The 26,879-nt window shown below is 43.6% G+C and carries 22 protein-coding genes, 1 pseudogene and 1 other annotated feature; of the genes and pseudogenes, 21 read left to right on the forward strand and 2 right to left on the reverse strand.

From position 1 onward, the window contains the following. Positions 1–120: 120 nt before the first annotated feature. The 7 genes and pseudogenes from DESOR_RS04270 to DESOR_RS04300 all read left to right on the forward strand — a co-directional run bounded on the left by DESOR_RS04270 (position 121) and on the right by DESOR_RS04300 (position 12,299). Positions 121–2,505, forward strand: coding sequence for a 3-hydroxyacyl-CoA dehydrogenase/enoyl-CoA hydratase family protein (locus DESOR_RS04270; protein WP_014183379.1), 2,385 nt, complete (start codon positions 121–123; stop codon positions 2,503–2,505). 11 nt (positions 2,506–2,516) lie between these two features. Further along, positions 2,517–3,674 carry an acetyl-CoA C-acyltransferase gene (locus DESOR_RS04275; protein ID WP_014183380.1) on the forward strand — a complete coding sequence of 386 codons (1,158 nt, stop codon included), beginning with the start codon at positions 2,517–2,519 and terminating at the stop codon, positions 3,672–3,674. Between the two features lie 260 nt (positions 3,675–3,934). Next, positions 3,935–4,667, forward strand: a pseudogene (locus DESOR_RS04280) (acetyl-CoA hydrolase/transferase C-terminal domain-containing protein); the annotation flags it as partial. Between the two features lie 405 nt (positions 4,668–5,072). Next, entirely contained in the window at positions 5,073–6,722 is a 1,650-nt protein-coding gene (locus DESOR_RS04285) for a long-chain-fatty-acid--CoA ligase (protein WP_014183381.1), read from the forward strand. Between the two features lie 298 nt (positions 6,723–7,020). Beyond that, on the forward strand, positions 7,021–8,676 hold the full coding sequence (locus DESOR_RS04290; RefSeq protein ID WP_014183382.1) for an AMP-binding protein: 1,656 nt from the start codon (positions 7,021–7,023) through the stop codon (positions 8,674–8,676). A 303-nt stretch (positions 8,677–8,979) separates the two neighbouring features. Continuing rightward, positions 8,980–9,912 (forward strand): magnesium transporter CorA family protein, encoded by a 933-nt coding sequence (locus DESOR_RS04295; protein WP_014183383.1) that lies wholly within the window; start codon positions 8,980–8,982, stop codon positions 9,910–9,912. Between the two features lie 29 nt (positions 9,913–9,941). Next, the gene (locus tag DESOR_RS04300) at positions 9,942–12,299 is read left to right on the forward strand and encodes an ATP-dependent DNA helicase (protein ID WP_014183384.1); all 2,358 of its coding nucleotides are present in this window, start codon (positions 9,942–9,944) and stop codon (positions 12,297–12,299) included. Here DESOR_RS04300 and DESOR_RS04305 read toward each other — a convergent pair. Further along, the gene (locus DESOR_RS04305; protein WP_014183385.1) at positions 12,274–12,642 is read right to left on the reverse strand and encodes a hypothetical protein; all 369 of its coding nucleotides are present in this window, start codon (positions 12,640–12,642) and stop codon (positions 12,274–12,276) included. The two genes, DESOR_RS04300 and DESOR_RS04305, sit on opposite strands and share 26 nt — an antisense overlap. A 100-nt stretch (positions 12,643–12,742) precedes the next feature. Here DESOR_RS04305 and DESOR_RS04310 point away from each other — a divergent pair, with 100 nt between their 5' ends. The 11 genes from DESOR_RS04310 (at position 12,743) to DESOR_RS04360 (ending at position 24,088) form a co-directional block, all read left to right on the forward strand. After that, complete coding sequence (locus DESOR_RS04310) at positions 12,743–13,168, forward strand: EamA family transporter (protein ID WP_014183386.1); 426 nt, start codon at positions 12,743–12,745, stop codon at positions 13,166–13,168. A gap of 31 nt (positions 13,169–13,199) precedes the next feature. Beyond that, complete coding sequence (mutY, locus tag DESOR_RS04315) at positions 13,200–14,432, forward strand: A/G-specific adenine glycosylase (protein WP_014183387.1); 1,233 nt, start codon at positions 13,200–13,202, stop codon at positions 14,430–14,432. Positions 14,433–14,721: 289 nt separating this feature from the next. Continuing rightward, positions 14,722–16,047, forward strand: coding sequence for a type I glutamate--ammonia ligase (gene glnA, locus DESOR_RS04320; RefSeq protein ID WP_014183388.1), 1,326 nt, complete (start codon positions 14,722–14,724; stop codon positions 16,045–16,047). A 34-nt stretch (positions 16,048–16,081) separates the two neighbouring features. Beyond that, complete coding sequence (locus DESOR_RS04325) at positions 16,082–16,654, forward strand: ANTAR domain-containing response regulator (RefSeq protein WP_014183389.1); 573 nt, start codon at positions 16,082–16,084, stop codon at positions 16,652–16,654. A 165-nt stretch (positions 16,655–16,819) separates the two neighbouring features. Beyond that, positions 16,820–17,377 (forward strand): UbiX family flavin prenyltransferase, encoded by a 558-nt coding sequence (locus tag DESOR_RS04330; RefSeq protein ID WP_014183390.1) that lies wholly within the window; start codon positions 16,820–16,822, stop codon positions 17,375–17,377. Between the two features lie 537 nt (positions 17,378–17,914). Further along, on the forward strand, positions 17,915–18,997 hold the full coding sequence (serC, locus tag DESOR_RS04335) for a 3-phosphoserine/phosphohydroxythreonine transaminase (RefSeq protein ID WP_014183391.1): 1,083 nt from the start codon (positions 17,915–17,917) through the stop codon (positions 18,995–18,997). Positions 18,998–19,118: 121 nt separating this feature from the next. After that, positions 19,119–20,282 carry a phosphoglycerate dehydrogenase gene (locus DESOR_RS04340; RefSeq protein ID WP_014183392.1) on the forward strand — a complete coding sequence of 388 codons (1,164 nt, stop codon included), beginning with the start codon at positions 19,119–19,121 and terminating at the stop codon, positions 20,280–20,282. Positions 20,283–20,327: 45 nt separating this feature from the next. Continuing rightward, positions 20,328–21,566 carry a DUF1015 domain-containing protein gene (locus tag DESOR_RS04345; protein WP_014183393.1) on the forward strand — a complete coding sequence of 413 codons (1,239 nt, stop codon included), beginning with the start codon at positions 20,328–20,330 and terminating at the stop codon, positions 21,564–21,566. 131 nt (positions 21,567–21,697) lie between these two features. Further along, positions 21,698–21,954: a binding site (T-box leader), on the forward strand. A 190-nt stretch (positions 21,955–22,144) separates the two neighbouring features. Beyond that, positions 22,145–23,293 (forward strand): bifunctional 3-deoxy-7-phosphoheptulonate synthase/chorismate mutase, encoded by a 1,149-nt coding sequence (locus DESOR_RS04350; protein ID WP_014183394.1) that lies wholly within the window; start codon positions 22,145–22,147, stop codon positions 23,291–23,293. 258 nt (positions 23,294–23,551) lie between these two features. Beyond that, a complete protein-coding gene (locus DESOR_RS04355; RefSeq protein WP_042330796.1) occupies positions 23,552–23,860 on the forward strand; it encodes a DNA-directed RNA polymerase subunit alpha C-terminal domain-containing protein in 309 nt (102 codons plus the stop codon). Between the two features lie 15 nt (positions 23,861–23,875). Continuing rightward, positions 23,876–24,088 (forward strand): hypothetical protein, encoded by a 213-nt coding sequence (locus tag DESOR_RS04360; protein WP_014183395.1) that lies wholly within the window; start codon positions 23,876–23,878, stop codon positions 24,086–24,088. Positions 24,089–24,152: 64 nt separating this feature from the next. Here the strand turns inward: DESOR_RS04360 and DESOR_RS04365 are convergent, their stop codons facing one another. After that, a complete protein-coding gene (locus tag DESOR_RS04365) occupies positions 24,153–24,713 on the reverse strand; it encodes a manganese catalase family protein (RefSeq protein WP_014183396.1) in 561 nt (186 codons plus the stop codon). A gap of 153 nt (positions 24,714–24,866) precedes the next feature. On the opposite strand from DESOR_RS04365, the gene DESOR_RS04370 reads away from it, so the two are divergent. From DESOR_RS04370 to DESOR_RS04380, 3 genes are all read left to right on the forward strand, one after another. Further along, positions 24,867–25,544, forward strand: a complete 678-nt coding sequence (locus DESOR_RS04370; RefSeq protein ID WP_014183398.1) for a GntR family transcriptional regulator — start codon at positions 24,867–24,869, stop codon at positions 25,542–25,544. A 218-nt stretch (positions 25,545–25,762) separates the two neighbouring features. Next, positions 25,763–26,290, forward strand: a complete 528-nt coding sequence (locus tag DESOR_RS04375) for a chromate transporter (RefSeq protein WP_014183399.1) — start codon at positions 25,763–25,765, stop codon at positions 26,288–26,290. 39 nt (positions 26,291–26,329) lie between these two features. Next, on the forward strand, positions 26,330–26,869 hold the full coding sequence (locus tag DESOR_RS04380) for a chromate transporter (protein ID WP_014183400.1): 540 nt from the start codon (positions 26,330–26,332) through the stop codon (positions 26,867–26,869). Positions 26,870–26,879: the final 10 nt, after the last annotated feature.

Raw genomic sequence — 26,879 nt, forward strand, 5'->3', positions numbered from 1 at the left:
CTAGAACACTTATGAGTGAAGTCGAGCCAACGTTAGCATTATTTGAAGGCGCATCGGTTAAAGAAAAAACCGAAAGAAATAAAAAAGGTGCCGATCAACAGAAACGAGAGGAGGATATAAATGCAGATTAATAAAGTAGCGGTAATAGGGTCAGGCGTAATGGGGAGTACCATTGCTGCACATCTGGCCAACGCCGGAATTCCGAGTCTGTTGCTGGATATTGTCCCTTCCAAGCTATCCGCTAAAGAAGAAGCAGCCGGATTAACCCTCGAGGACCGAAAGGTTCGGAATAGTATTGCAGAACAAAATAAGGCCAAAATGTTGAAAATGAATCCTGCCCCATTTTTAGTCCCTGAATTTGCGGAGCGAATTGAGGTAGGAAACATTAGTGATGATTTAGGACGCTTAAGCGAAGTCGATTGGGTGATTGAGGTTGTTGTAGAACGACTCGATGTCAAGATCGATCTCTTTAAAAAGGTAGCTGCTATTGTCCGCCCAGGTACGATAGTAACTTCTAATACCTCTGGGATCTCACTAAAAGCTATGGTGGAAGGGCTTCCGGAAAGTTTTACAAAGTATTTCCTGGGTACGCACTTTTTTAATCCCCCACGCTACATGAAACTCTTAGAAATTATCCCTGGACCTACTACTGACCCAGAGGTCATGAAATTTATATGCGAATTTGGTGATCGGGCCTTGGGCAAAGGGGTTGTCATGGCTAAAGACACTCCTAATTTTATTGCGAATCGGATTGGAGCCATCGGCTCTCCTGTTTTGCTTAAGGAAATGCTTCGTTTGGGGTTAACCGTTGATGAAGTGGATGCCTTAACGGGACCTGTCATGGGACGTCCAAAGACTGCTTCATTCAAATTGATCGATCTCGTTGGCTTGGATATCTTTGTCCACTCAAACAATAATGTGGCCAATGGAGTACCAGAGGAAAAAGATGACTTTGTTTTGCCAGAGTTCATTAATACTATGATGAGTAATGGTTGGCTGGGAAACAAAGCAAAGCAAGGTTTTTATAAAAAGTCCAAAGGTCCTAAGGGTAAAGTAGTTGAAGTTTTAAATATAAATACGTTGACTTATGGTCCACAACAACCTGTAAATTTCCCTTGCTTGGAAAAGGCAAAAGCGGCAAAAGGCCTGCCTGAGAAACTTCGTATCTTAGTTAGCGGAGATGATAAAGGCTCAGAGTTTGCCTGGAATGTTTTAAAACCTACTCTTCTTTATGCTGCTAATTTAGTCAAAGATATCGCAGAAGATATTACCGGTATCGACGAAGGCATGCGTTGGGGCTACAATTGGGATCTGGGTCCCTTTGAACTATGGGATGCCCTTGGAGTCAAAGCTACAGCTGATCGTATAGTCAAAGAAGGCGGTAAATTGCCTGCGATCGTAGAGGAATTACTCGCTAAAGGATATGAAAGCTTCTATCAGACCGAGGCTGGAGAGATTTCTTTCTATGATGCTGGAGCTTATAAGCAAAAAGCAGTCAGCCCATACACGTTCTCGTTGAAGAAAGCTCATAAGACAGGCAAGGTAATAGTAAGCAATGCTGGTGCGAGCCTCGTTGACCTTGGCGATGGGGTAGCCTGTTTAGAGTTCACCTCTCCAAATAACTCCATCAATACGGATGTAGTTGACATGATCTTTAAGTCCGTGGCTGAAGTGGAGAAGAATTACCAAGGTATGGTAATCGGCAACCAAGGGAAGAATTTCTGCGTTGGTGCTAACCTCGTAGCTATTCTCCAGGAAGCGGAGAAAGCAAACTGGACTGATCTGGATCAGGGTATTCGTGACTTACAAAATGCTACAATGGCCTTGAAATATGCTAAGAAACCTGTCGTAGCGGCTCCTTTCGGTATGACCCTCGGCGGTGGAGCTGAAGTTTGTCTACACTCTCATGCTATTCAAGCCTCGTCCGAACTCTATATGGGACTCGTTGAAGTCGGTGTTGGCTTAATCCCTGCCGGCGGTGGAACGAAGGAATTGGCTGTTCGGGCAATGGAAGGGGTTTTGCCGGGCGTACAAGTTACTCCAGACTACTTCTTTGCCAAACGCTTTGAAATGATTGCCATGGCCCAAGTTTCAAACAGTGCGGAAAAAGCTCGTCAACTTGGTTTCTTGAGAGACTATGATCGCTATAGCATGAACCCAGAGCATATCATTATGGATGCTAAGGCACGAGTTATTGACTTAGCTCGTAACTTCAGACCAAATTTACCATCAAAGGTGAAAATTGCTGGTCCTGGTGTCCGTGGCACTTTAGATTTGGCGATGTATGGAATGCTCGAAGGGCATTATATCTCAGAGTATGATCAGTATATTGGCAATAAACTGGCTTATGCAATAACCGGTGGGGACCGCCCGGCTGGAATGCTCGTCGATGAGCAATATCTCTTAGATCTTGAACGAGAAGTCTTTTTGAGCTTACTTGGAGAAGCGAAGACACTGGATCGCATCCGTCATATGCTCACAAAAGGCAAGCCATTACGTAATTAGGGGGGAAAAGCATGCAAGAAGCATACATTGTACAGGCTAAGCGGACAGCCATTGGTAAATCGGGCAAAGGTAGCTTGGCTCAGGTTCGTCCGGATGATTTAGGTGCTTATGTAATACAGGATGTTCTTAGAAATGTTCCTTCTCTTAAAACGGAAGAGATTGAGGACTTCGTACTTGGTTGTTCTTTTCCAGAAGGAGAGCAAGGGATGAATATGGCCAGAATTATGGCTCTGCGCGCTGGCCTTCCGCTGGACGTTGCAGGTGTGACCATTAATCGCTTTTGCTCGTCAGGACTGCAGGCGATCTCTATGGCAGCAGATCGGATTCGCTTGGGTGAAGCAGATGTGATGCTCGCAGGCGGAGCAGAAAGCATGTCTATTGTCCCGATGGGTGGGAGTAAACCAGCACCGAATCCATTTATGCTGGCGAATGCTCCAGAAGTCTATTTATCGATGGGCATTACCGCTGAGAATGTGGCAAAAAAATATGAAGTCACTCGTGATCAGCAAGATGCTTTCGCAGTACAAAGCCACCAGAAAGCTTATGCTGCACAAAGCAGTGGACGTTTTGATGACGAGATTGTTCCAATTCCACTACCCACTTGGGGAAAACCGGGTGAAAAATGGTTCAAAACAGATGAGGGGATTCGCCCGGAAACCACTATGGAATCGTTGGCTAAACTCCGGCCAGCCTTCTTGAATGGAGGCTCAGTCACGGCAGGGAACTCGTCCCAGACCAGTGATGGTGCAGCAATCACTCTTATGATGTCGGAATCAAAAATCAAGGAACTGGGCGTGAAACCAATAGCTGTTTGGCGTGGTTTTGCAGTTGCCGGTGTAGAACCCGAACTGATGGGCATTGGTCCGATTAAGGCCATCCCTAAAGTTTTGAAACAAGTCGGACTGAAACTTGAGGATATCGATATATTTGAGTTGAATGAAGCGTTTGCCTCTCAATCGCTGGCGATCATTAAGACGCTGGACATAAACCCGGCTAAAATCAATCCTAACGGTGGAGCAATTGCTTTTGGACACCCACTCGGCTGTACTGGGGCCAAGCTTACTGCAACCTTACTTTCTGAGTTGACAAAACAAAAGAAGAAATATGGCATGGTTACAATGTGCATCGGTGGCGGCATGGGAGCAGCTGGCGTGTACGAATTACTGTAGAGTCATGAAAACAAGTGGTCTTTGCAAGTTACGTTCTGCAATGCCTATCGTCATTGTAAACTCAACAGACGTATTCGCTTAGCAAAGACCTCTTAGTTTCCTTATACTATCAGAAAGTATAAACTTGCATTATATACTTTCAGTGCATCTAAGGCGTCCGCCTTCGCCAAGGGTCTTTTCTCGCCACCCTTGGCTACAGGGACACTCGGCCGCCTTGCAAGAAGGCTAATATGTGCGAAGACTGTGTCTTCGGGCGCCAGCTAAAAGATGGGGACTGGATACAACTGGGGATTGGTACGATGCCAAATGCCTTGGGGTAATTGATTGCTCAGTCTGATTTAAAAGATTTAGGAGTTTATACTAAGATGCACGCTGACAGTTTTGTGGATAGGGTGGAAGCAGGGCGAATTTCTGGACGGAAAACCAAATTAATCTAGGTCGGATTGTGTATACTTTCGCTGGAGGAACTCAAAAACTTTATGATTTTATTGACAACAATCCCCAGGTAGCGGGTTATCCTGTGGATTACACTAATGACCGGGTCATAGCTAGTAGTAACGACAATCTTGTCTCAACCAATAATGCGCTCGAAATCGATCTTCTGGTCAAGTGTGTTCGGAGACGGTTGGTCCTCGTATGATCAGCGGAGTTGGTGGACAACTGGGATTCGTAGATGCAGCTTATAACTCAAAAGGCGGAAGAAGTTTATTTGTATGTCTTTAACATATACTGACCCGGAAGGAAAAATGCATTCCCGCATTAACCCCCTCTTAACAACTGGAGCGGTTGTAACGGATACTCGGCCCACGGTTCAATATGTTGTGACAGAGTATGGGATGGTTAATCTCAAAGGGCAAACAACCTGGCAACGGGCGGAGAAATTAATCAGCCTTGCCCATCCCGATTTCAGAGAGGATTTAATCCGCGAAGCGCAAAAATTGAATATGGCGTAGAAAAAAAGAATTAAGAAGTAGAGAAAAGGCCTCAATGTGAATATCTATTCAAAAGTAAGATCTCCTTCAGATTAAAAAATCAAACCGTGAAGGTTTTTTTTTATAACTATAATTTAGTTCTGCATCTAGGATTCATTATATAGGTGTATACGATCCATACAGTGTAGAGATTCTGTTTTGTATCAATTCCATACACTTAAGTCTATGTTTCAACCGACTGACTTGGTATTTAGAAGGGCCTAGAAATAATTATTGGATGGCACAAAAATTGCATTAATCAATAAATGTTATCAGAATATTTAAAAAGAAATGCGGAGAATATTAAACTTTACCTGTAAAATCAAAATTATATGGGTAAGAAGGATAGGTAGTGGATATTGAGATTTTTTTTTGGTAAACATAGACAGAAAATTCTAAAAATAATAAAAATATAAGGAGGAAAAGGATGAATAATAAGAAAAAATTGTGGCTTAATAGTTACCCCCAAGGTATTAGGTATCATATTAATTATCCCTATAAATCGCTAGGTCAAATACTTGATGAGACAGTGGACAAAATGCCGGATGCACTGGCAATGATTTTTAGCGACCAACGAGTTACCTACAGGCAATTTGGGGATCAGGTCAACCGCTTTGCAGGAGCTTTAGCGGATATCGGCATAGTAAAAGGAGATCGTGTGGGGCTGATGGGTCCGAATTGTCCACAATGGGAAATTGCTTTCTATGCCTTGCTCAAATTAGGCGCAATTGTTGTGCAAACTAACCCCATGTATATAGAACGGGAAATTGCTTACCAAATGAACGATTCCGGTGCTACTACCATTATTGTCTTAGAAATGTTGTATCCCAGGGTAAAGAATATTGTTGAGGAAACGTCCTTACAACGGGTGATTGTCTTTAACTTTTTGGCTCCAGTCCAGCCATCAGAAGGCTTGTTCTCATATGATGAACTGATTAAGCATGATCCTGTTTATCCCAACGTAGCCATTAATCCCATCGATGACCTCGCTGTCTTACAGTACACGGGTGGTACGACGGGAGTATCAAAAGGTGTTATGCTCACGCACTATAATTTGATCGCCAATACCCTTCAAGTTCTAGAATGGGACGCTAAAACCCAGTATGGAAAAGAACGGATTCTCACGATTCTACCGATATTTCATGTCTATGGCATGACTGATTGCATGAATTATGCTGTGACTATTGCGGCAACACAGATAATTTTGCCGCGCTTTGACGTAGATCAAGTGCTGGAAACCATTCGTGTTCATAAGCCGACTTTTTTCCCTGGTGCACCAACGATGTTTATGGCAATTAATAGTCATCCCCGTGTTGCAGAATATCGTGAGAGCTTAGTGGCGATCAGATCCTGTACGAGCGGTTCAGCACCGCTGCCCTTAGAGGTTGCTCAAAAATTTGCTAAGGTAACGCATGGTGAAGGAAATTTAGTCGAGGGGTATGGTTTGTCTGAAGGATCTCCTGTAACACATTGTAATCCGCTCGATCGTCCTTCGCTTAATGGTTCTATCGGTTTACCACTCCCGGATACTGATTACGTGATCATGGATTTGGAGACGGGTGACTGGGAAGTTCCCGTGGGGGAAATAGGGGAATTATGCATTCGAGGCCCTCAAGTGATGAAAGGGTATTGGGAAAAGCCCATAGAAACAGCTGAAACTTTGCGTAATGGCTGGTTGCATACGGGTGACATAGGCAGAATGGACGAAGATGGATTCTGCTATATTATCGACCGCAAGAAGGATATCATCATCGCAGGTGGGTTTAATATCTATCCGCGTGATATTGAGGAAGTTCTGTATGAACATCCCAAGGTTAAAGAAGTCGTCGTAGCAGGGGTACCGGATCTCTATCGCGGAGAAACGGTAAAGGCTTATATCGTATTGCAGCCAAATACAGAAGCAAATGAGAACGAATTCATCGTTTATTGCAAGACAAAAATGGCAGCATTTAAAGTTCCGCGTCACGTAGAGTTCAGGGATGAATTGCCTAGGACGATTGTCGGAAAAGTATTGCGCCGAAAGCTTGTAGAAGAGGAAAAAGCAAAAATTCAAACTGCTGCCACTACGGAGTCTTGAGTTAGTAGATGACTATTGATGTTCAACTTTAGTTGAACGAGTTTCCTTTGCTCCTTTAAATGCAGCATGAGTTAAGAAATGTTTTGAAAAGTAAGGGGAAATTGCCCGCTCACACACGTTTCCTTTCACTGGCTCGTTGTATGCTGAAGGGATTGAGCCTTATTTTTTTGAAAACGATATCAAAAAATTCAATATATAATGTCGATTATTATTCTTTATCGAGAGTAAAGAGGGTTTCAATACAAGTGATTACCTGGATATTTCTATACCAAAAAAGAAATTAGAGGAGGTAGTCAGCATGGACAGACAGAGATGCGGATATTGGCCCAGTGACTTGGCGCCTGAATTAAACTATAAAAGAGGTTTAAAGCCTCTCCATGAGTATTTGAGGGACAATGCCCGCCAAAATCCTGAGAAGGCGGCCATTATATGGTATGGCCGGGAGATTAGTTACGGGGAATTAAATGATCTCAGTGACCGCTTTGCCACTGCCTTGTCGGACTTGGGAGTCCGGAAAGGTGAACCAGTCGTCCTGTTTCTGTCCAATAGCCCTCAGTACTTTATAGCCCATTATGGCATCCAAAAAATTGGAGCGGCGGTATGTCCATGCAGTCCCCTGTTTAAAGAATGGGAATTGGAGTATCAATTAAATGACCTGGGAGCAAAAGTCATCGTGGCTTCGGACAGTTTGTACCCTATCATTGCCGAGGTGAAACCAAAAACAAAGCTGGAGCATATTGTACTCACTAACTATGGGGATTTTTTGCCCCCTGCCCCCGGAATTAAAGTACCCGAGGAAATTCTCGGCTCAAAACAGCTTATACAGGGTACCTATGATATGCTGTCCCTTATGAATGCCGTGGAAGGCCCCTTTTTAGGGCAGGAAGTTGAACTGGAGGATATTGCTCTGATCATCTATACCTCGGGAACCACAGGTAAGCCCAAGGGTGCTATGCTTTCCTATAAGAGTGCTCTTTTTAAAGCTGCTGCTGTGGCTCAAAGCAGTTCTGTTTTAGAGAAGGATGTTTTGCTGACTGTAGTACCCCTCTATCATATTGCGGGAATGCTTCTGGGCTTGAATTGTCCGATTTATGCCAATGCTACAGTCGTTCTCCTGCAGCGCTTTGATCCTGTCGCAGTTCTGGAAGGGATTGCGAATTACAGGTGTACTTGGTGGTATAGCATAGTTCCCATGAATCTGTCCGTCATGCAGGTACCCAATGCCGGGGAGTATGACCTATCCTCCCTGGAGACAACCAGAGCAACGAGTTTTGGAATTGCCTTGACTCCAGAGATTGGGAAGCAATGGACTGAGTTTACAAAGGGATGTTCTCTATTTGAGGGGGCCTATGGGTTAAGTGAAACTCACACTGCGGATACCTTTATGCCCGCAGGTGCCGTTAAGTGGGGAACCCAGGGGATAGCGAACTACGAAACCCGGATCCGTATCCTGGATACTGAAACAGGCCGGGAAAAAGAACCAGGGGAAATGGGCGAAATCGTTATTTCCAGTCCTGGGGTCTTTAAGGGATACTGGCAGAAACCCCTGGAGACAGAACAGACTTTGCGGGAGGGTTGGGTGTACACCGGGGATATGGGCAGGCTGGATAAGGACCATTATTTAATCTTTGACGGGCGGTTTAAGGAAATGATTAAGGTCAGCGGCTACAGTGTCTTTCCGGAAGAGGTGGAAAGCATGCTGATCCGGCACCAGGGAATCGCCCAGGCAGCGGTCTTAGGGGTTTCGGATGGGCAGAAAGGAGAGGTAGTAAAAGCCTTTGTCGTCCTCAAACCGGATCCTGACCCCTCCATCACAGCAGAGAATCTCATTGCCTGGGCCAGAGAGAAGATGGCACATTATAAAGTGCCCCGTTATATAGAGTTCAGGGAGTCTCTGCCGGTAACAGGAGCGGGCAAGATCCTGCGGCGGCTTTTAAAGGAGGAATCCTCCTGAGTCTCCAGGCTGTAATAGCACTTGTTTCCTTAAATTGAATAGTACCTTAATAAGCCTGTAATAGGAACTTGAAGCTCTTCACTGATGCTGTTGCACCTTGAAGAGTTTCTTTATATTATCCGGAAAAATACCCCAAAAGCCACTCAGAAGAATCCAGAGACCCCAAAGTCAGGGCAGATTTGTCTACAGGAGTGAACCCATTGCATGGAGAGGTGGTAAAAACTATTGAGGAATTTGTCAAGAAACCAAGTTAATGGTAATCTTAGTTAGGACCTATGGAAAGTTCAAGGTGGAGGGCGGCAAATGATTGCAGTGTATAATACTCGCAACAATACAATGATTGAAACCGGCAGGCCAGAGGAAAAAGGATCCTGGATCAACATGGTTAATCCAACGGAAGAGGAAATTGCCAATATCACTAAAGCAATTAATCTCGAAGGGGATTATTTCATCAAAGATGCTTTAGATGATGAAGAACGCCCTCATATCGAAATCGAAAACAATCAGATCTTAGTGATTATTAACGTGCCTATTATTCAAAATTCGCGAGTTATCTACGAAACTATTCCCTTGGGGATTATTCTCACTGAGGAACATTTTGTAACAGTATGCCTGCAGGAAGCAGAGGTTTTAAAAGAATTTGTCAGTGGCAAAGTGCGGAGCATGGAGACCTATAAAAAGACGAGATTCTTATTTCAAATTCTCTATAAGAGCGCTTCACTTTACCTGTCTTTTCTCCGTGACATTGATAAGAAAACCAATGAAATTGAATTGGCTTTGCATAAATCCATGAAAAATAAAGAACTGATCGGACTGTTAAACCTGCAAAAGAGTCTGGTCTATTTTACCACTTCCTTGAAATCCAATGAGCGGGTTATGGAAAAGCTCTTGAGAACCAAGGTCTTAAAACTATATGAAGAGGATGAGGATTTGCTGGAGGATGTCATTATCGAAAATAAACAGGCTGTGGAAATGGCGGAAACCTACAGCAACATTTCCAGCAGCATGATGGACGCCTTTGCCTCAATCATTTCCAATAACCTGAATATGGTCATGAAGTTTCTGGCCTCAATCACCATCATTTTAGCCCTGCCGACCATGCTGGCCAGTTTCTTTGGCATGAATGTAAAAGTCCCCTTTCAGACCTCTGATTACGGTTTTGCCATTGTAGTAGGGATGTCTGCTGTCCTTTGCTTTGTCGGAGTTGTTTTTCTGGCTAAGAAAGAGATGTTTTAGTAAATTAAGATTCAGGAAGGAATATTTCCATGGCGGCGACGATCAAAACATCCGTACGCAATTTAGTGGAATTTGTGCTCAGGCGCGGCGATTTGCAGCCGGTTTCCATCGGCTCTTCCCGGGCTGTGGAAGGGATAAAAGTTCATCAATACATCCAGAAAAGCGGCGGGGATGATTATCTGCCGGAAGTCATGCTGAGCTATGTTTACCAGTCCGGGGAGGCGGCTTTGGAAATCAAAGGCCGGGCGGACGGCCTTATCCTGAAGGCAGACTGCCCTTGTATTGATGAAATTAAAACCACCTCCCTGGATTTAAATCTTATCGATGAATTCTTTAATGAGCTGCACTGGGCCCAGGCTCAGTGCTATGCCTTTATGTATGCCAGGCAGGAGGGCTTGGAATTAATGGAGGTCCAGCTCACCTATGTCCAGCTGGACACAGGTCAAGTCAAACAATTTGCCAGGCGCTCTTCTTTGGCTGAGCTGGAGGAGTTCTTCCGTTCCCTGGCGGAGGACTACTTGAACTGGGCCAGGCAAAGGCACGCCTGGATTGCCCTGAGGAACGAGAGCATTAAAGCCCTGGAATTCCCTTTCCCAAGCTACCGGGAGGGACAGCGGGAACTGGCGGTGGCCGTTTACCAGACCATCAAACACAGTCAGAAATTATTTGCCCAAGCCCCTACGGGTATCGGCAAAACCTTGGGCACCTTGTTTCCGGCTTTAAAGGCTCTGGCAGAGGGTCAGACTCTGCAAATCTTTTATCTGACAGCCAAGACCATTACCCGGACGGTTGCCGAAAAGACCTTAGCAGATTTGCAGGATGAAGGATTGGAGATAAAGCCCTTGACCTTAACCGCCAAGAGCAAGGTCTGTTTTCTGCCGGAGGTGTCCTGCCTGCCTGAGGATTGCCCCTATGCCCGGGGCTATTATGACCGGGTGCGGGGGGCGATTGAGGATATCTTTAAGGAAAAAGCCTGGAGCCGGCCGGTGATTGAAGAGTTCGCCCGGAGACATTATCTTTGTCCTTTCGAATTTTCCTTGGAAATGGCCAATTGGGCGGACGTGGTAATCGGCGATTACAATTATGTCTTTGACCCCCGGGTCTATTTAAGGCGATTTTTTCTGGAAGGGGGAGATTACACCTTTTTGGTGGATGAAGCCCATAATTTAGTAGACCGGGCCAGGGACATGTTTTCAGCGGAGTTGGGGAAGGAAGCCTGGCTGGAGTTAAAGCGCCTGACGAAGGAGGATGACCTGACCTTGAGCAAAAGCTTGGCAAAAGTCAACTCTGCTCTGGTCCAAGAGAAGAAAATTCACAACGAAATCAGTGTTAACGGCGAGTCGGTGGACAAAGCCCTGCCTGCCAAGCTCCTCCAGGCTCTGAAGGCGTTTATTAAAGCAGCAGAGTCTTTTTTAAAAACCAATGAGCAGTCCTTTCCCTGGCAGGACCGGCTGCTGGATCAGTATTTTCTGGCCTTGAATTTTGTCAGGACAGGGGAAAGCTATAATGAGCGTTATGTTACCTATAAGCAATTGACCAAAGAGGATTTCAGGATTAAGCTTTTCTGTCTGGACCCCTCGGAACGTTTGAAAGAAGCCTTGGACAGGGGACGGGCGGCGGTGCTCTTTTCCGCCACACTGAGCCCAATGGATTACTTTATGCAGGTTTTAGGCGGGGAAAAGACCTCCTATAAACTTAAATTAGTCTCGCCCTTCCCGCCGGAGAATCTCTGTTTGCTTATTAATGATGGAATTTCGACGAAATACAAATACCGTGAGACTACTTATGATCAAGTTGCTGAGGCAATTTCGGCAGCCCTTCGTTACAAAACGGGAAACTATTTGGTTTACTTTCCATCCTATCAATATCTGCAGGAGGTTTTCCTCAGGTTTAAGGAGCACAATCAGGATATAGAGTGTTTATGTCAAAGCACAGGAATGGGAGAAGAAGAAAAGGAAGAGTTTCTATTAAAATTTTCACATAATCCCCGTCAAACTCTGGCAGGTTTTGTATTGATGGGGGGGATTTTTGGTGAAGGGATTAATCTTATCGGAGACCGCCTCTGCGGAGTCATAGTTGTAGGCGTTGGTTTGCCTCAAATTTGCCAGGAACGGGAGATTATCCGCTCTTATTATGAAAAGTCAAGTCATCAGGGCTTTGAATTTGCCTATATGTATCCGGGGATGAACAAAGTTCTGCAGGCTGTAGGAAGGGTCATTCGAACTGAGAAGGATCGAGGGATTGCTTTACTTATCGACGAGCGTTTTTCTAAAGTATCCTATAAAAAGTTGTTTCCAGAAGAATGGAAAAAGATTCATTATTGCAGGACTGTTGACGGTATCCTAACTGCGCTAAAGGACTTTAAACCGAGCCATCACCATCTTTAACAAACTGAATGGCCTGATCAAACACGGATTCATCCACAATAGCAGCTAAAACAATATCCCGGCCGGAAATGGGATTTTGATCTCCATCGCTCATACCGCTGGCGCTGACATCAGCAGATGCTAAGACACCAGTATCCCGGCCCTCACTGGCCCCTAGAGTTAAAGTTGCTTGGCTGGTCATCTCAGCTGTCCCGGGGCTGGAAAGTTGGTCTGCGCTTCCCAGGGGATATTTATGAAACCGATCTATCTGAATATCATTAACTCCCAAGCTTTTAATTTGCTCTTGTACTTTACGAGCGTCTTCAGGACTTTTAAAATAAGCGATGATATTTTTTTCTCCCATTATTATTTATCTCCTTTACAAAAGTCAGTAAGTTTGTTTATAAAATGTACTAAATCTCTTGAATTTATCCATAAATATAAAGATTAATGAGGTTGAATTCATGATTACTTATTTCTTACCTATTGTTTTGGTGGTTACTTCAAATATCGTCTATCATGTCTGCCAAAAGTCTACCCCGCAAACGGCGAACCCTTTTTCTGCGTTATTAATCACTTATCTAACAGCAGCATTGTTGACTCTGGTTGCTTTTCCTTTTTATAAAACAGATAAAGGTTTTTTTCAGTCCTTTAGTGAATTAAATTGGACAAGTTTCGCCTTAGGTGTGGCCATCGTCGGACTGGAAATGGGAAATTTACTGGCATACAGAGTGGGATGGAACATCAGCGTCGGTTCTCTGGTCTCTAATATTATCCTTGCAGTAATGCTTATTCCGGTGGGTATACTCTTTTATAAAGAGGGATTTGCCCTTAACCAGATCTTTGGAGTTGTATTTTGCCTGATTGGCTTAATTCTTATTAATAAATAATTGACGTTAACACCATAGGAGAAGACATAAAATGAAGGCTTTTATTGACCATGACCACATGGATATGCTTCAGGACCAGAACCTTTGTACACGTTTGCTTAATTGGTATAATGCGAGCCATAGAGATCTGCCCTGGCGGAAAACAGGCAATCCCTATGCCATATGGGTATCCGAAGTGATGCTGCAGCAAACCCAAGTGAAAACGGTTATTCCTTATTATGAACGATTTCTTCAGCGCTTTCCCAGTGTAAATGAATTGGCAGCTGCTGACCTTGAAGATGTATTGATGGTTTGGAGCGGGTTAGGATACTACTCGCGGGCCCGCCGTTTGTGGGAGGGTGCCAACTATATCCTGCAGCACCTTAATGGACAGATGCCCGGAGATTATGATGGGCTGCTCCGGATTCCGGGGATTGGAGATTATACAGCCGGTGCTATTGCCAGCATTGCCTTTGGGCAAAGAATTCCGGCAATTGATGGCAATGTTAAGCGTGTATTGTCACGTCTTTTAGCCTGGAATGAGCCGGTAGAGACGGTCCGAAGCCTTCGCCGCTTTAAAGAGCGTTTGCTGGCATGGCAGTCCGTAGAGAACCCGGGAGACTTTAATCAAGCTTTAATGGAACTTGGGGCAATGGTATGTACTGCGGCCAAGTCAGCTTGTGGATGCTGCCCCCTGGCAGATGTTTGCAGAGGATTCTTAGGAGGGGAGGCTTTGCTTTACCCGCTGAAAAAACCCAAGACACGGCGTAAAGACATAACCCGGCTGACCTTTGTTTTGCGAAAAGGGAATAAAATCTATGTGCAGAAACGGCCGGCCAAGGGATTATTAGCCGGGCTATGGGAATTTCCCGGTTCAGAAATCGAGGATTCAGACGGGCAAAGCCCTAATGATGGATTGCCGGATATTTCCCGGGATGAGTACATGGTTCATTTTCAAAAGGCACTTGCTGACAGAGGTTTTGATCTTTTGGCGGAAGAGCAATTCCGGCGAGGCGTGATTTTACACGGGCCAATCTGGTATACTTTTAGTCATCGCCGCTGGAAAATTATTTGGGTGATCATTGATTTGCCTGAACCAAGGAGTCCTTTCCCACTGCGGGAAACAGAAGGGGACTATAGTTCAAATTCAAAAGATGAGTATTCAGAGATAAGTCGCTGGGTATCTTTGGAAAACAGCGGGCAGACTCCTCTCCCAGTTGCCTTTAGTGGTATCTATGAATCTTTGCAATCAGAGTTAACCTCCTCACTGCAGGAGTTGGAATAGATTATATATTGTATACTTAATCTGAAGTAGTTGAATGTAAGACTGTGTCTATGTTAATTTAAATCTATAAACCTATGAATAATAGAGCAAAGGCGCTCAGATTAATCGATTACTTGAATAAGTGCGGTTGTTTTGAGTGCTTTTTATTATCCTGTTTTAAGGACTAAGTAATAGGTTTTGAACAAATCGAATGCTGGCTATAGTTCTGTGGCTATAAATTAGGTTTCCTTGATATAATAAGACTAATTTAAAGATTTGTTCTAGTTACTTTGGAAAGGAGAGTACCACCTTGCATTTTTCAAAAGAAGAGTGTCTTAAATTTGTGAATGAAAATGATGTGCGGTTTATTCGCCTGCAGTTCACGGATATCTATGGAAGCGCGAAGAATATTGCAATCACCGGAAAACAGTTAGCCAGTGCTTTCGAAAACGGAGTCATGTTTGATGGCTCGGCTGTTCCGGGCTTTACGGGGATTGAAGCCTCGGATATGTTCCTCTTTCCCGATCCCACAACCTTTTCGATTATGCCCTGGAGGCCGCAGCAAGGTAAGGTCGCCAGAATTATCTGTGATGTCAAGAATCCTGACGGTTCTCAGTTCGAGGGGGACTCCCGCTATATTCTGAAACGGACTTTAAAGAAAGCTCAGGATTTGGGTTATACCTTTGACGTCGGTCCGGAATGCGAGTTTTTCATGTTTTTTAATGACGACAATGGCATGCCGACAACCAAAACTCACGATACAGCCGGTTATTGTGACTTAGCCCCTATTGATTTGGGGGAAAACACCCGCCGGGAAATTTGTTTCGTTTTGGAGGAAATGGGCTATGAGATAGAAACCTCACACCATGAATCCGCTGCCGGACAGCATGAAATTGATTTCAGATATGCAGATGCTTTAACTGCCGCCGATAACATTGTTACCTTTAAAATGGTTGTTAAGATTATTGCCCAGCGCAATGGCCTGCATGCAACCTTTATGCCCAAACCCCTGCCCCATGTTAATGGTTCGGGGATGCATATCAATATGTCCTTGTCAAAAGATGGGCACAATCTTTTCAGTGCAGACAACAAGGTGGATCTTTCCGAAACAGCAAAGTTCTTTACAGCAGGTTTATTGACTCATATTAAGGGAATAACAGCCTTTGCTAATCCCTTGGTCAATTCTTATAAACGCTTAAAGTCCGGCTATGAAGCCCCGGTGCATATTGCCTGGTCCCATATGAACCGCAGCCCTTTGCTGCGGGTTCCGGCACCCCGGGGAGAGGGAACGCGGATTGAGCTTAGAAGTCCGGACCCATCCTGTAATCCTTATTTGACTCTGGCTTTGTTATTAGAAGCGGGAATGGATGGCTTGAACAAGCGCTTGTCTTTAATGGAACCTGTCAATGTCAATATTTATGAGTTAACGGCTGAACAGGAGGAAAAGCTGCAGCTGGACCGGCTGCCCTCAAACCTTCTCTTTGCCCTGGAAGAAATGAAAAAAGATCCTTTGATTAGGGCTACCCTGGGGGATCATACCTTTAATAAGTATTTAAAGGCTAAGACCTTGGAATGGGAGGCCTACGACAGCACAATTCATGCCTGGGAGCTTGAAAAATATTTGAAACCATATTAATGGACATTTTTCCCTGCTCAAAGGGGTGATCGTTGTGAGCGCAGGGAGTGTATTAGTCGTTTGCGGAAAAGCTGAAATGGCAAGCAGTATACAGGCTATGCTGATTAAAGAGGGATTTTATCCTGTAAACTGCGCTCATTCAGCCAATGAAGCGCGCAGAAATTTTGTGAATACTTCATTGGATCTAGTCATCATTAGCACTCCGCTGCCTGATGAACATGGAACGGATCTGGTCTTCGATACCCATGAAAAAACAAACGCGGGAATCGTGGTCATCGCCAGACCGGAACATCTGCTGGATATGCAATGCAGTCTTGAAAAAGTAGGTGCTTTGATTCTGCCTAAACCAATCAATCGCCTGACACTGCTCCAGACTACTCGTTTTGCTTTATCAGTGCGGAATTCCATGGCTCAATTAATTAGTGAACGAGACAGTTTGAAGAAACGTATGGATGAACGCAAGGTACTTGAACAAGCCAAGTGGATTCTTGTTGAAAAGCTGAATATGAGCGAACCGCAGGCCTTTCGTCTTATTCAGAAAAGAGCGATGGATACGAGGCTGTCCCAAGCTCTGGTTGCCGAAGAAATTATTAAGAAGTATAAATAAAAAGGGATACCCGGCGCATGCCGGGTATCCCTTTGACTTTAGATCGCTCTGCATCTATAATTCTACAAAAAGTCTGCTTTAGCAGGAGTCCGCAAGCTGCAGCGGGAATATAACAAGTTTAAGTGTAGAACGAGTACTTAAGATTAGACTGTGAGGAATGGGAGCATGGATATAGTCATTGGGGTTTCAGGCGCAACAGGAACTATTTATGCCGTCCACTTATTAAAGGCTTTAAAGGAGATCCCTGAAGTCAATACTCATCTGATCATGAGTGAATGGGCTAAGGAAAATTTAAAAATTGAGACCAGTTATTCTTTAGATGACATAGAATCCCTGGCAACGGTGGTCTATGACAACAGGAATTTAGGGGCGAAAACCTCCAGCGGTTCCTTTATTACTCAAGGTATGGTGATTGTGCCTTGCAGTATGAAAACCCTGAGTTCTGTCGCTCATGGTTTTGACGACAATTTGATTGCCAGAACCGCGGGGGTGATGCTAAAAGAAGGAAGAAGGCTGATTTTAAGCCCCAGAGAGACGCCTTTAAGCCCCATTCACCTGGAAAATATGCTCAAGTTAGCGAGGATTGGCGTGAGGATTCTCCCGCCTATGCCCGCATTTTATAATCATCCCCAGACCCTGGAAGACATAATTAACCATCACATTATGAAGATCCTGGATCAATTGGGCCTAGACTATGCCCATGGCAAACGCTGGCAAGGTTAAAGTAAAAATGGAAAATCATAAAAATTTTACTTGACACCGGGATCACAATCAATTAAAATCTAGATAATTCAATGAGCTGAACACGATGAAGGGAAATTCCCTGTTCTTGGAGTCAAGAGAGCTGGCGGTTGGTGCAAGTCAGTCTGCAGAACTGAAGGATTCCGTCCCGGAGTGGCCGATGATGAGTTGTGACGGGTTCCGCCCGATAGCGCGGACATAAGTTGGCCGGTAGGCAACATGGGTGGCAACGCGGGAATAACCTCTCGTCCCTGATAGGGATGAGAGGTTTAATTGTTTTTAAGCGTCAGTTTTCATGTGCCCGTTATCGGTTGGAACTTGGGTGGCACCGCGGAATACCCGCCCCAATACTGGGGTGGGTTTTGTTTTATCTCGAAGACCATAAATTTACAATTTAATTACATTTTAAAAAAGGAGGAATATGCTATAAGAATAGTAATATAAAGGTATTTTTATAACAAAAATTCTGCATTAGCTTAAAGCGTTAATACAGTACAAAGAAAAAGGAGGATTTATTCAATGTCAAGAATCTATAATTTTTCCGCAGGACCGGCTATTTTACCGGAAGAGGTTCTGAAAGAAGCAGCATCAGAAATGCTGGAATATAATGGGACTGGGATGTCGGTGATGGAGATGAGTCATCGTTCCAAGGCTTTTGAAGAAATCATCACCGATGCTGAGAAAACACTACGAGATTTGCTGAAAATTCCTGATAATTACAAAGTCTTATTTCTCCAAGGCGGGGCGTCCCAGCAGTTTGCCATGATTCCCATGAACTTGATGAAAAATCGAGTGGCTGACTACATTAACACGGGACAATGGTCCAAGAAGGCTATTGCGGAAGGGAAATTGTTTGGCAAAGTCAATGTGCTGACTTCTTCTGAGGACAAGACGTTTTCTTATATTCCGGATTTGCAGAATCTCAAAATTTCCGAGGATGCAGATTATGTTTATATCTGCCATAACAACACCATTTATGGGACGAAGTACAATGAATTGCCGGCAACGGGGGATAAAATCCTGGTGGCGGATATGTCTTCGGATATATTATCTGAGCCTGTTGATGTCACAAAATACGGCCTGATTTTTGCAGGAGTTCAAAAAAATATCGGTCCTGCCGGGGTGGTCGTAGTCATTATCCGTGAGGATTTGATAACGGAGGATGTTTTGCCCGGCACGCCGACAATGCTCAAATATAAGATTCATGCCGATAATAAATCTCTTTACAATACTCCTCCGGCCTACGGCATCTATATCTGCGGCAAAGTATTCAAGTGGGTTCAGAAATTGGGTGGTCTTGAAGCCATGCAGAAGATTAATCAGGAAAAAGCCGCTATCTTATATGATTATCTGGACACCAGCAAGCTATTTCGCGGAACTGTTGTCAAAAAAGACCGTTCCTTAATGAACGTTCCTTTTGTCACCGGGTCGGATGAATTGGATGCCAAATTTATTAAAGAGGCTAAAGCAGCAGGGTTCGAAAATCTCAAGGGTCACAGAACGGTAGGCGGCATGAGGGCCAGTATTTACAACGCCATGCCAATCCAGGGAGTTAAGGACTTAGTTGAATTCATGAAGAAGTTTGAGGCTGAGAACCTATAGTTATAGGCAGTTTCGGTCAGTTCCGGGCCGCCGGCCAGGTCGGCAAGTGCTCAGGAGGTTTTGGCGGGTACAACAAAGTTTATTGATGCTAAAATAATGTAATGAAGGGATGTTTAAAATAATGTACAAAATTAATTGCTTGAATAAAATTTCCCCTGTGGGTCTGGACCTGTTTACAGATCATTATGAAATGGCGGATCAATTTAATGAGGCTGATGCGGTGCTGGTCAGAAGTTCCAGTGTTCACGATCTGGAGCTGCCCCCTGCCTTGGAGGCTATTGCCAGGGCCGGAGCGGGTGTTAACAATATTCCTTTGGATAAATGCGCCGAAAAAGGAATTGTCGTATTTAATACCCCTGGTGCTAATGCCAATGGGGTTAAAGAAATTGTCATTGCTTCGCTTATTATTGCTTCCCGGGATATCTTTGGAGGGGTTAACTGGGTAGATTCCTGTAAACAAGATCCGGAAGTTGCCAAATTAGTGGAGAAGAATAAATCTAAATTTGCCGGAACAGAAATTAAGGGCAAGAAACTGGGAGTTATCGGACTGGGTGCTGTTGGAGTTTTAGTTGCCAATGCTTTGATTAAGCTGGGTATGGAGGTCTATGGCTTTGATCCCTATATTTCGGTGGATGCTGCCTGGAATCTTTCTAAATTTGTCAAACACGCCAAGTCACTAGAAGAGATTTACCGGGAGTGTGATTATATTACGGTTCACGTCCCCCTAACCGATACCACCAAAGCCATGTTTAATAAGGAAACATTTGCGCTTATGAAAGATGGGGTTAAGATTCTTAACTTTTCCCGGGATGCCCTGGTCATCGACGATGACATGATTGCAGCTCTTAAGTCAGGAAAAGTCGGACGCTACGTCACTGACTTCCCCAATCCCAAAGTCTGCGGTGTTGAAGGAGTCATTACAATTCCTCACCTGGGCGCTTCTACAAGCGAATCGGAAGACAACTGTGCTATCATGGCTGTCAGGGAGTTGATGGAATATCTGGAAAACGGCAATATTAGAAACTCTGTCAACTATCCCAATTGTGACATGGGAGTTTGCACCCATGCAGGAAGAATAGCCATCAACCATAGAAATATTCCCAACATGATCAGCCAGTTTACCGCCACCGTCGCCAAGGAAAATATCAATATACCGGACATGATCAATAAAAGCAAAGGACAGTTTGCCTATACCATATTGGACATTGAATCCCCTTCAACCCCTGAACTAGCCCAGAAGATCCGGGAAATTGACGGAGTCTTAAAAGTTAGAATTATTAAGTAGACGCATGGAGAGGCGCTAAAACTAACACAGAAGTGAGGAAGAGCATTGGCTGTTATAAAACCTTTTGATGCGGTAAGACCCAGGGGGGATGTAGCCCATAGAGTGGCGGCGCTTCCCTATGATGTCTATAACCGGCAAGAAGCATTAGAAGAAGTAGAAAAGGAGCCTTTATCTTTTTTGAGTATTGACCGGGCGGAAACTCAATTTCCTATGGACGTAAATCCCTATGATCAAAAAGTCTATGAAAAGGCCAGAAATAGCCTGAGAACTATGATCAATAAGGGAGTCTTTATTAAGGAAGGGCAGAGCTGTTACTATATTTATGAGCTAACGATGAATGGCCGCTCTCAGACCGGTCTAGTAGGATGTGCAGCAATTGATGATTATTTGCAGGATGTTATCAAAAAGCATGAGAAAACAAGAGAGGACAAAGAGATTGACCGGATAAATCATGTGGATATTTGTGATGCTCAAACCGGACCGATTTTTTTAGCTTATCGATCTCAAAAGGCGATTAATGAGGCAGTCAAGGCGACGAAAAACAACACCCCATTATATGATTTTACAGCCCCTGACGGAGTCCGGCATCAAGTCTGGAAGATTGATGAGCCAAATACTATCAATACCATATATCATGAATTTAAGAAGGTGGAGAGTGTCTATATTGCCGATGGGCACCATCGGACAGCTTCAGCGGTTAAGGTCGGATTGAAACGAAGATCCGAACATCCAAGTTATACCGGTGAAGAAGAGTTTAATTTTTTTCTTTCGGTCCTTTTTCCTCATGACCAATTGATGATTTTAGATTATAATCGGGTAGTCAAAGATTTGAATGGCCAAAGTAAAGAAGAATTTTTACAGAAAACAGCCAAGAGCTTCATAGTTGAAGAAATTGGGGAAGAACCCTATAAACCTATGGAGAAGGGTACATTTGGCATGTATCTGGAAGGAGTATGGTATAAGTTAACGGCTAAAGAGGAAATTTGTTCAGTCGACCCCGTAGACGGACTTGATGTAGCTCTGCTCCAAAATCATTTATTAACTCCGGTGCTGGATATTAAAGACATTAGAACGGATAAGAGGATAGATTTTGTTGGTGGGATCAGAGGACTCAAAGAGCTGGAAAAGCGAGCTAACAGCGATATGAAGCTGGCTTTCGCTATGTTTCCCACATCAATCGATGAATTGTTTAATGTATCGGACGCGGGCCTGTTAATGCCGCCAAAGTCCACTTGGTTTGAACCGAAGCTGAGAAGCGGTCTGTTTATCCATGAGTTGAGTTAGTGAGGCACTTTAACGAGATTGAGAAAACTTATAACGGTGAGCATAAAGGATTTAAAAAAAATTTGCTAATAAGTAAATATCCGTGTTGACAAATAGAATACTTGTGCATATAATATGTAACAATTAAATCTTTAAAGGCTATGACGGAGAAAAGTAGTTTATTAATTACCTTTCAGGGAGGAAGAGTCCTGACTGTAAGCTCTTCTATGTGTAGTGGTAAATGAAGTTCCCTCCTGAGCTGCCGGCTGAACATGATAAATTCAAGTAGGCTAGGACGGTTCTTCACCGTTAGAAAGAAGGGGGTATCGGATATTCTTCCCGTACCTTTGTCGAGTGGCTTTATGGCTTAAGTTGGGTGGTACCGCGAGATATACTTCTCGTCCCTGCAAGGGATGAGAAGTTTTTTATTTTACTGTACCTTGCCGCCTCGGCAAACATGAGTTTTGGATATACCCGTACCTTTAATGAGCGGGCCAATATTGGTCAAGATGGGTGGTAACGCGGAAGTCCACGGATTTCGTCCCTATAGGGATGAACCGTGGATTTTTTAATTGAAAATTTTAGGAGGTAATTATATTATGAAAGATTTAAAATTGGCAGGTCTGAAGTCTGAACGCAGTTCTATTGACATTAATGGAGTAACATTAGGAGGCAAGGAGGTTATCTTAATTGGAGGACCCTGTGCCGTGGAATCCAGCATCCAGATGAGTCAAGCAGCTGAAACAGTCAGAAAAGCCGGAGGAAAAATCCTGCGCGGCGGAGTTTTCAAACCACGTACTTCCCCCTATAGTTTCCAAGGCTTAGGCAGAGAAGGGCTTAATTATTTAGTGCAGGCGGCGAGTGAACAGGGGTTGCTCTGTGTTACTGAAGTCATTGATGCCCCAAGTCTTGAGGTAGTCATTGATGAGATTGACATTATCCAAATCGGTGCCCGGAATATGCAAAACTTTGAACTGTTAAAATTAGCCGGCAAAATAAAGAAACCCGTTATCCTGAAAAGAGGTTTATCAGCAACTATTGAGGAATGGCTGTTAGCGGCTGAGTATATTTTATCAGCAGGCAATCCTAATGTAATCCTATGCGAGAGGGGAATTCGCACCTACGAACCCAGTACCAGAAACACTTTAGATCTCAGTGCAGTCGGTGTGGCTAAGGAACTTTCTCATTTGCCGGTTATTGTTGATCCCAGTCATGCGGCAGGCAGAAGAGATTTAATTTCCTCTTTGTCCAAAGCTGCAATTGCCTCGGGAGCAGATGGCTTATTGATCGAAATGCACCCCAATCCTGCTGAGGCAGTTAGCGATGGACCCCAGTCTTTGCATCCTGAAGAATTTGCCCAACTGGCAGGGGAGTTAGGGATTGTGGCTAATGCAGTTAACAGAACCTTTGCCTGTGGTAGAGTGAATGAGGGGGAAACTCTCGAAACTTTACGCAGTCAAATTGATGAAATTGATCAAACGATTATCGAAAGATTAGCGGCTCGAATGCAAATCGTAAGTAAAGTAGCGGATCAGAAACGCTTAGATCGTGTGAAGGACAGCACTCGGGAGAAAGAAGTTTTGCAGCGTCTAACAAATCTGGGTGAAGAGTTAAAGCTTCCCTCGGAATTAGTAAAGAAAATTTACCCGATTATATTTGAAGTAGCAGTCCAGTCTCAAATCAAACAAAAAATGAAAAGAGAAGCGGACATTGATCTTTCCCTTGTTTCTCCACTGGGAAGTAAGTGAGTAAGGGTGAAATAATGCTCGTCGTAAACAATTAAAGTTTGCAAATATTTAAGATCTATGCCGTTGTCTATCTAGAGTTGCTAGGTGACAGCGGCACTTTTTAATTTAGGGAAGGGATTTGCAAACTTGTTGATAAATAATATTGATTGTGACCATTTATATTGACTATAGACTTAGTGCGGGCACAATGTTAGACTTTGTTTAAGTTAATAAAAAACCAGGTGACTTTGAAGCCAAGCAAAAAGGAGTGGATGCAAAATGATATTGGAAACGAAAATTGTCATATACGTTTGTTCAATATGTCAGAGAACGTATAAGCTCAAAGAAGATGCCAGAAAATGTGAAAGTCTTTGTGCGAAATTGCTTAAATCCCCGGATATATCCGTCTTAGGACTAAGCTCAAGAACCTATAACCTCCTCAAAATTGCGGGGATAGATACACTGGATGAATTATTGGAAACATCGGACTACCAATTACTAAGGATTAAACGCTTTGGAAAGGGAGCTCTTAACGAACTCCATGAAAAAATTCAAATGTTTAAGGCTAAGTCTGACAGCAAGAATTAAAGGAGGGAGATATTTATGGCGGCACGACATCGGGAATTTAGAACAGGCTGTTCCCTGGGCCTTCAACATCAGTTTCAAGCCGGGGACCGTGTTGAGACGTGTAGTCATTGCATAGGAACTGTGGTGAGGGTTGATTGCGATGAGGTTGGAACCTTTGTTGTTGTTCGTCTAGATATCCTGCCTGGCGAATTCGAGTATGACCCCTATGATTTGGAAATTCTGCAATAGCTCTTTTTTATAAGGCAGAGCAGCGCAGCATAATGCTGCAGCTGCTCTGTCTTACTTTGTAAACTTATAATCTCTCAGATGTCTTTAAACTCATTTTATACTCCATAATAAGCTCGTTGAATTGCTCTGGGGGAGCTCCATTTTGAATTAATTTCTGTGCCTTTTGGAAAAGGTATTTATGCACGTCTTCTCGATTTCCTAAAAAACTGATCATTTTTTTAAGACTAGGGTCATTGGTCATCTGATAATGATGATTGTATAAGATTCGTGCTCTTACCTCAGCCTCAACGTCAGCTTGAAGCATACCTATGGGATCTAAGGATTGATCCACATAAGATATATTCCAGGGCACTCCTTGGGAATTTACATAACTTAAGGGTGGGCCTCCCAGTTTATTGATCGCAACTGCAATCATCTCCATATGTCCCATTTCTTCGGCAGCGATCATTCCCAACAGATCACGCAGGTAACGATTGTTCATATTTGAACGATGATTTAGATACTGAGTTGCGGCAGAATATTCACTGTCCTTTCCGCCATAGTGTTCAAGCAAAATTTGCCCGAAGGCAGGATCCCGGGCTTCAACCTGAACGGGATAGAACAAAGGCTTGCTGTAACTAAACATGACTGTCCCTCCCTATAAATAATTTTTCAAATCATTATATGATTAGAGGATAAATTTGGTTTATGGTATACCATAATTCCTTGCCTTTTTTCTTAGCCGGGAATTATAATGGCTTTAAATGTAGTTTAGTAGAATTTGAAGGAGCGAAGGAAAGTGGCATATCATTTTTCACCAATCAAGTTCGATAATACGGGGCAAATTAGAGATACGGTATTTTCGATTTTAAGGAATGCTATTTTGGATAAAAAGCTGGAACCCGGGCAGCGGCTTGTGGAACGTAATATTGCAGAACAGATGGGAATTAGCCGGACGCCGGTACGGGAAGCGATTAATATGCTTATTCTGGAAAGACTTGTTACTCATATTCCCCGCAAAGGGGTTGTGGTTTCGGGATTTTCGAAAGCAGATATCGTCGAGATATTGGCCATAAGAACATCTTTGGAAGCGCTTATTTGCAGTTTAGCTGCCCCGAAAATAAAACCCCGTGACATTAAACGTTTGGAATTGCTAGCTAAGCAGATTTCAGATGAACATGGGAAAGGTAACTTTAAAAAGTCCAATCAATTAAATGATAAGTTTCATGAAATTATTTACAAAGCTGCTGAAAGCCCCCGTGTCTATAATTTCTTGTTTACTTTGCATGAGTATATCACGAAGTTTACTGAAGTAGCCTATTCAAAGCCGGGCCGCCCTGAAGAGGTATGGTTGGAGCATAATGAAATTATTGAGGCATTGCGCAGGCATGACAGCTTAGAAGCGGAAGTTGCTGCTAAACGGCATGCTGAAAACTCATGCAAAGCCTATTTGGAGATGGCCTTTTGGGAGAAATAGATTTTCGGAAAACAATATAGTTTAAGTAGTTTGAATATTTAAAAACCGCTGTTTTACTATGTTTCCAATTATAATTTGGTATACAAAAATTAAAGATTTGGTATACCAAATCTATTGAATTGCTGTACATTAGATTATATACTTACCTTATAAAAAACTAATCGATATGACTCGGTTAGGGGAGAGTAATATTTCAAGCAGGAAGGAGTTGAAACAAAATGTTTAGTCAACTTTGGGATCTTCTAATTGCTTTCGCAAGGGCCAGTAACTTGGGTTTCGGAGGCGGACCGGCAGTGGTTCCTCTAATTCAAATCGAAGTCGTGGAGAGATATCATTGGATGACCAACTCGGAATTTACAGATGCCCTTGCAGTTGGAAATACCTTACCTGGTCCGATTGCTACAAAGCTGGCTGCCTACGTTGGTTATCAGGAAGCCGGATGGTTAGGAGCTGTGGTGGCGAATATTGGTGTAGTCTTGCCTACGGCTCTTGCGGTTGTTTTGCTGGCGCGGTTTTTAATGAAGTATTCTAATTCGCCGGTTTTAAAAGGTATGTTAAAGGGTGTGCGCCCGGTGGTTGTAGTCCTAATTGCTCAGACTGCCTTTGAAATGGGTAAAGGGTCCTTTCCTAACCTAACTACTTGGGGAATTGCCTTGGCGACAGTTGCTTCATTATATTGGCTGAAATTGCATCCTGCCATAATTATTCTTGTCTCAATGGTTTTTGGATTGATCGTTTTTCGCTAAGTCGTTCTTATATTTGGTTTATAAAAGGGGGTGCTCTTCGTGTTTAGAAAACTATGGGATGTATTTATTGCTTTTACACGGGCTTCTAATTTAGGTTTTGGTGGAGGGCCTTCACTGATCCCTCTTATTAAAGCGGAAGCGGTTGATCGATATCAGTGGATGGATAACGAAGAGTTTGCAGATTCCTTAGCCATTGGCAATGCCTTACCGGGGCCTATCGCAACTAAGATGGCTGCCTACATCGGTTATAAGGTAGCAGGATGGTTGGGAGCATTCGTTGCTATCTTTGGAACAATTGCTCCTACAGCGATTATAGTAATTTTGTTGGGAAGTCTGTTAGTGAGATATTCGGACTCTCCGGAACTTCAGGCCATGCTGAAGGCAGTTCGGCCCGTTGTTGTTATTCTAGTAGCAGAAACTGCTTATGATATGGCTAAAAAAGCCTTTCCTTCCGTGAGTACTTGGGGAATTGCGGCTATTACTATAGCGCTGCTGTATTTTGTTGACATTCACCCGGCCTTTATTATCGTAACGGCTATGTTGTTTGGTTGGGCCGCTTACGGAAGGGCCAAAAAATAACCCTAAACCT

The sequence above is a fragment of the Desulfosporosinus orientis DSM 765 genome, assembly GCF_000235605.1.
Lineage (GTDB): Bacteria > Bacillota > Desulfitobacteriia > Desulfitobacteriales > Desulfitobacteriaceae > Desulfosporosinus > Desulfosporosinus orientis.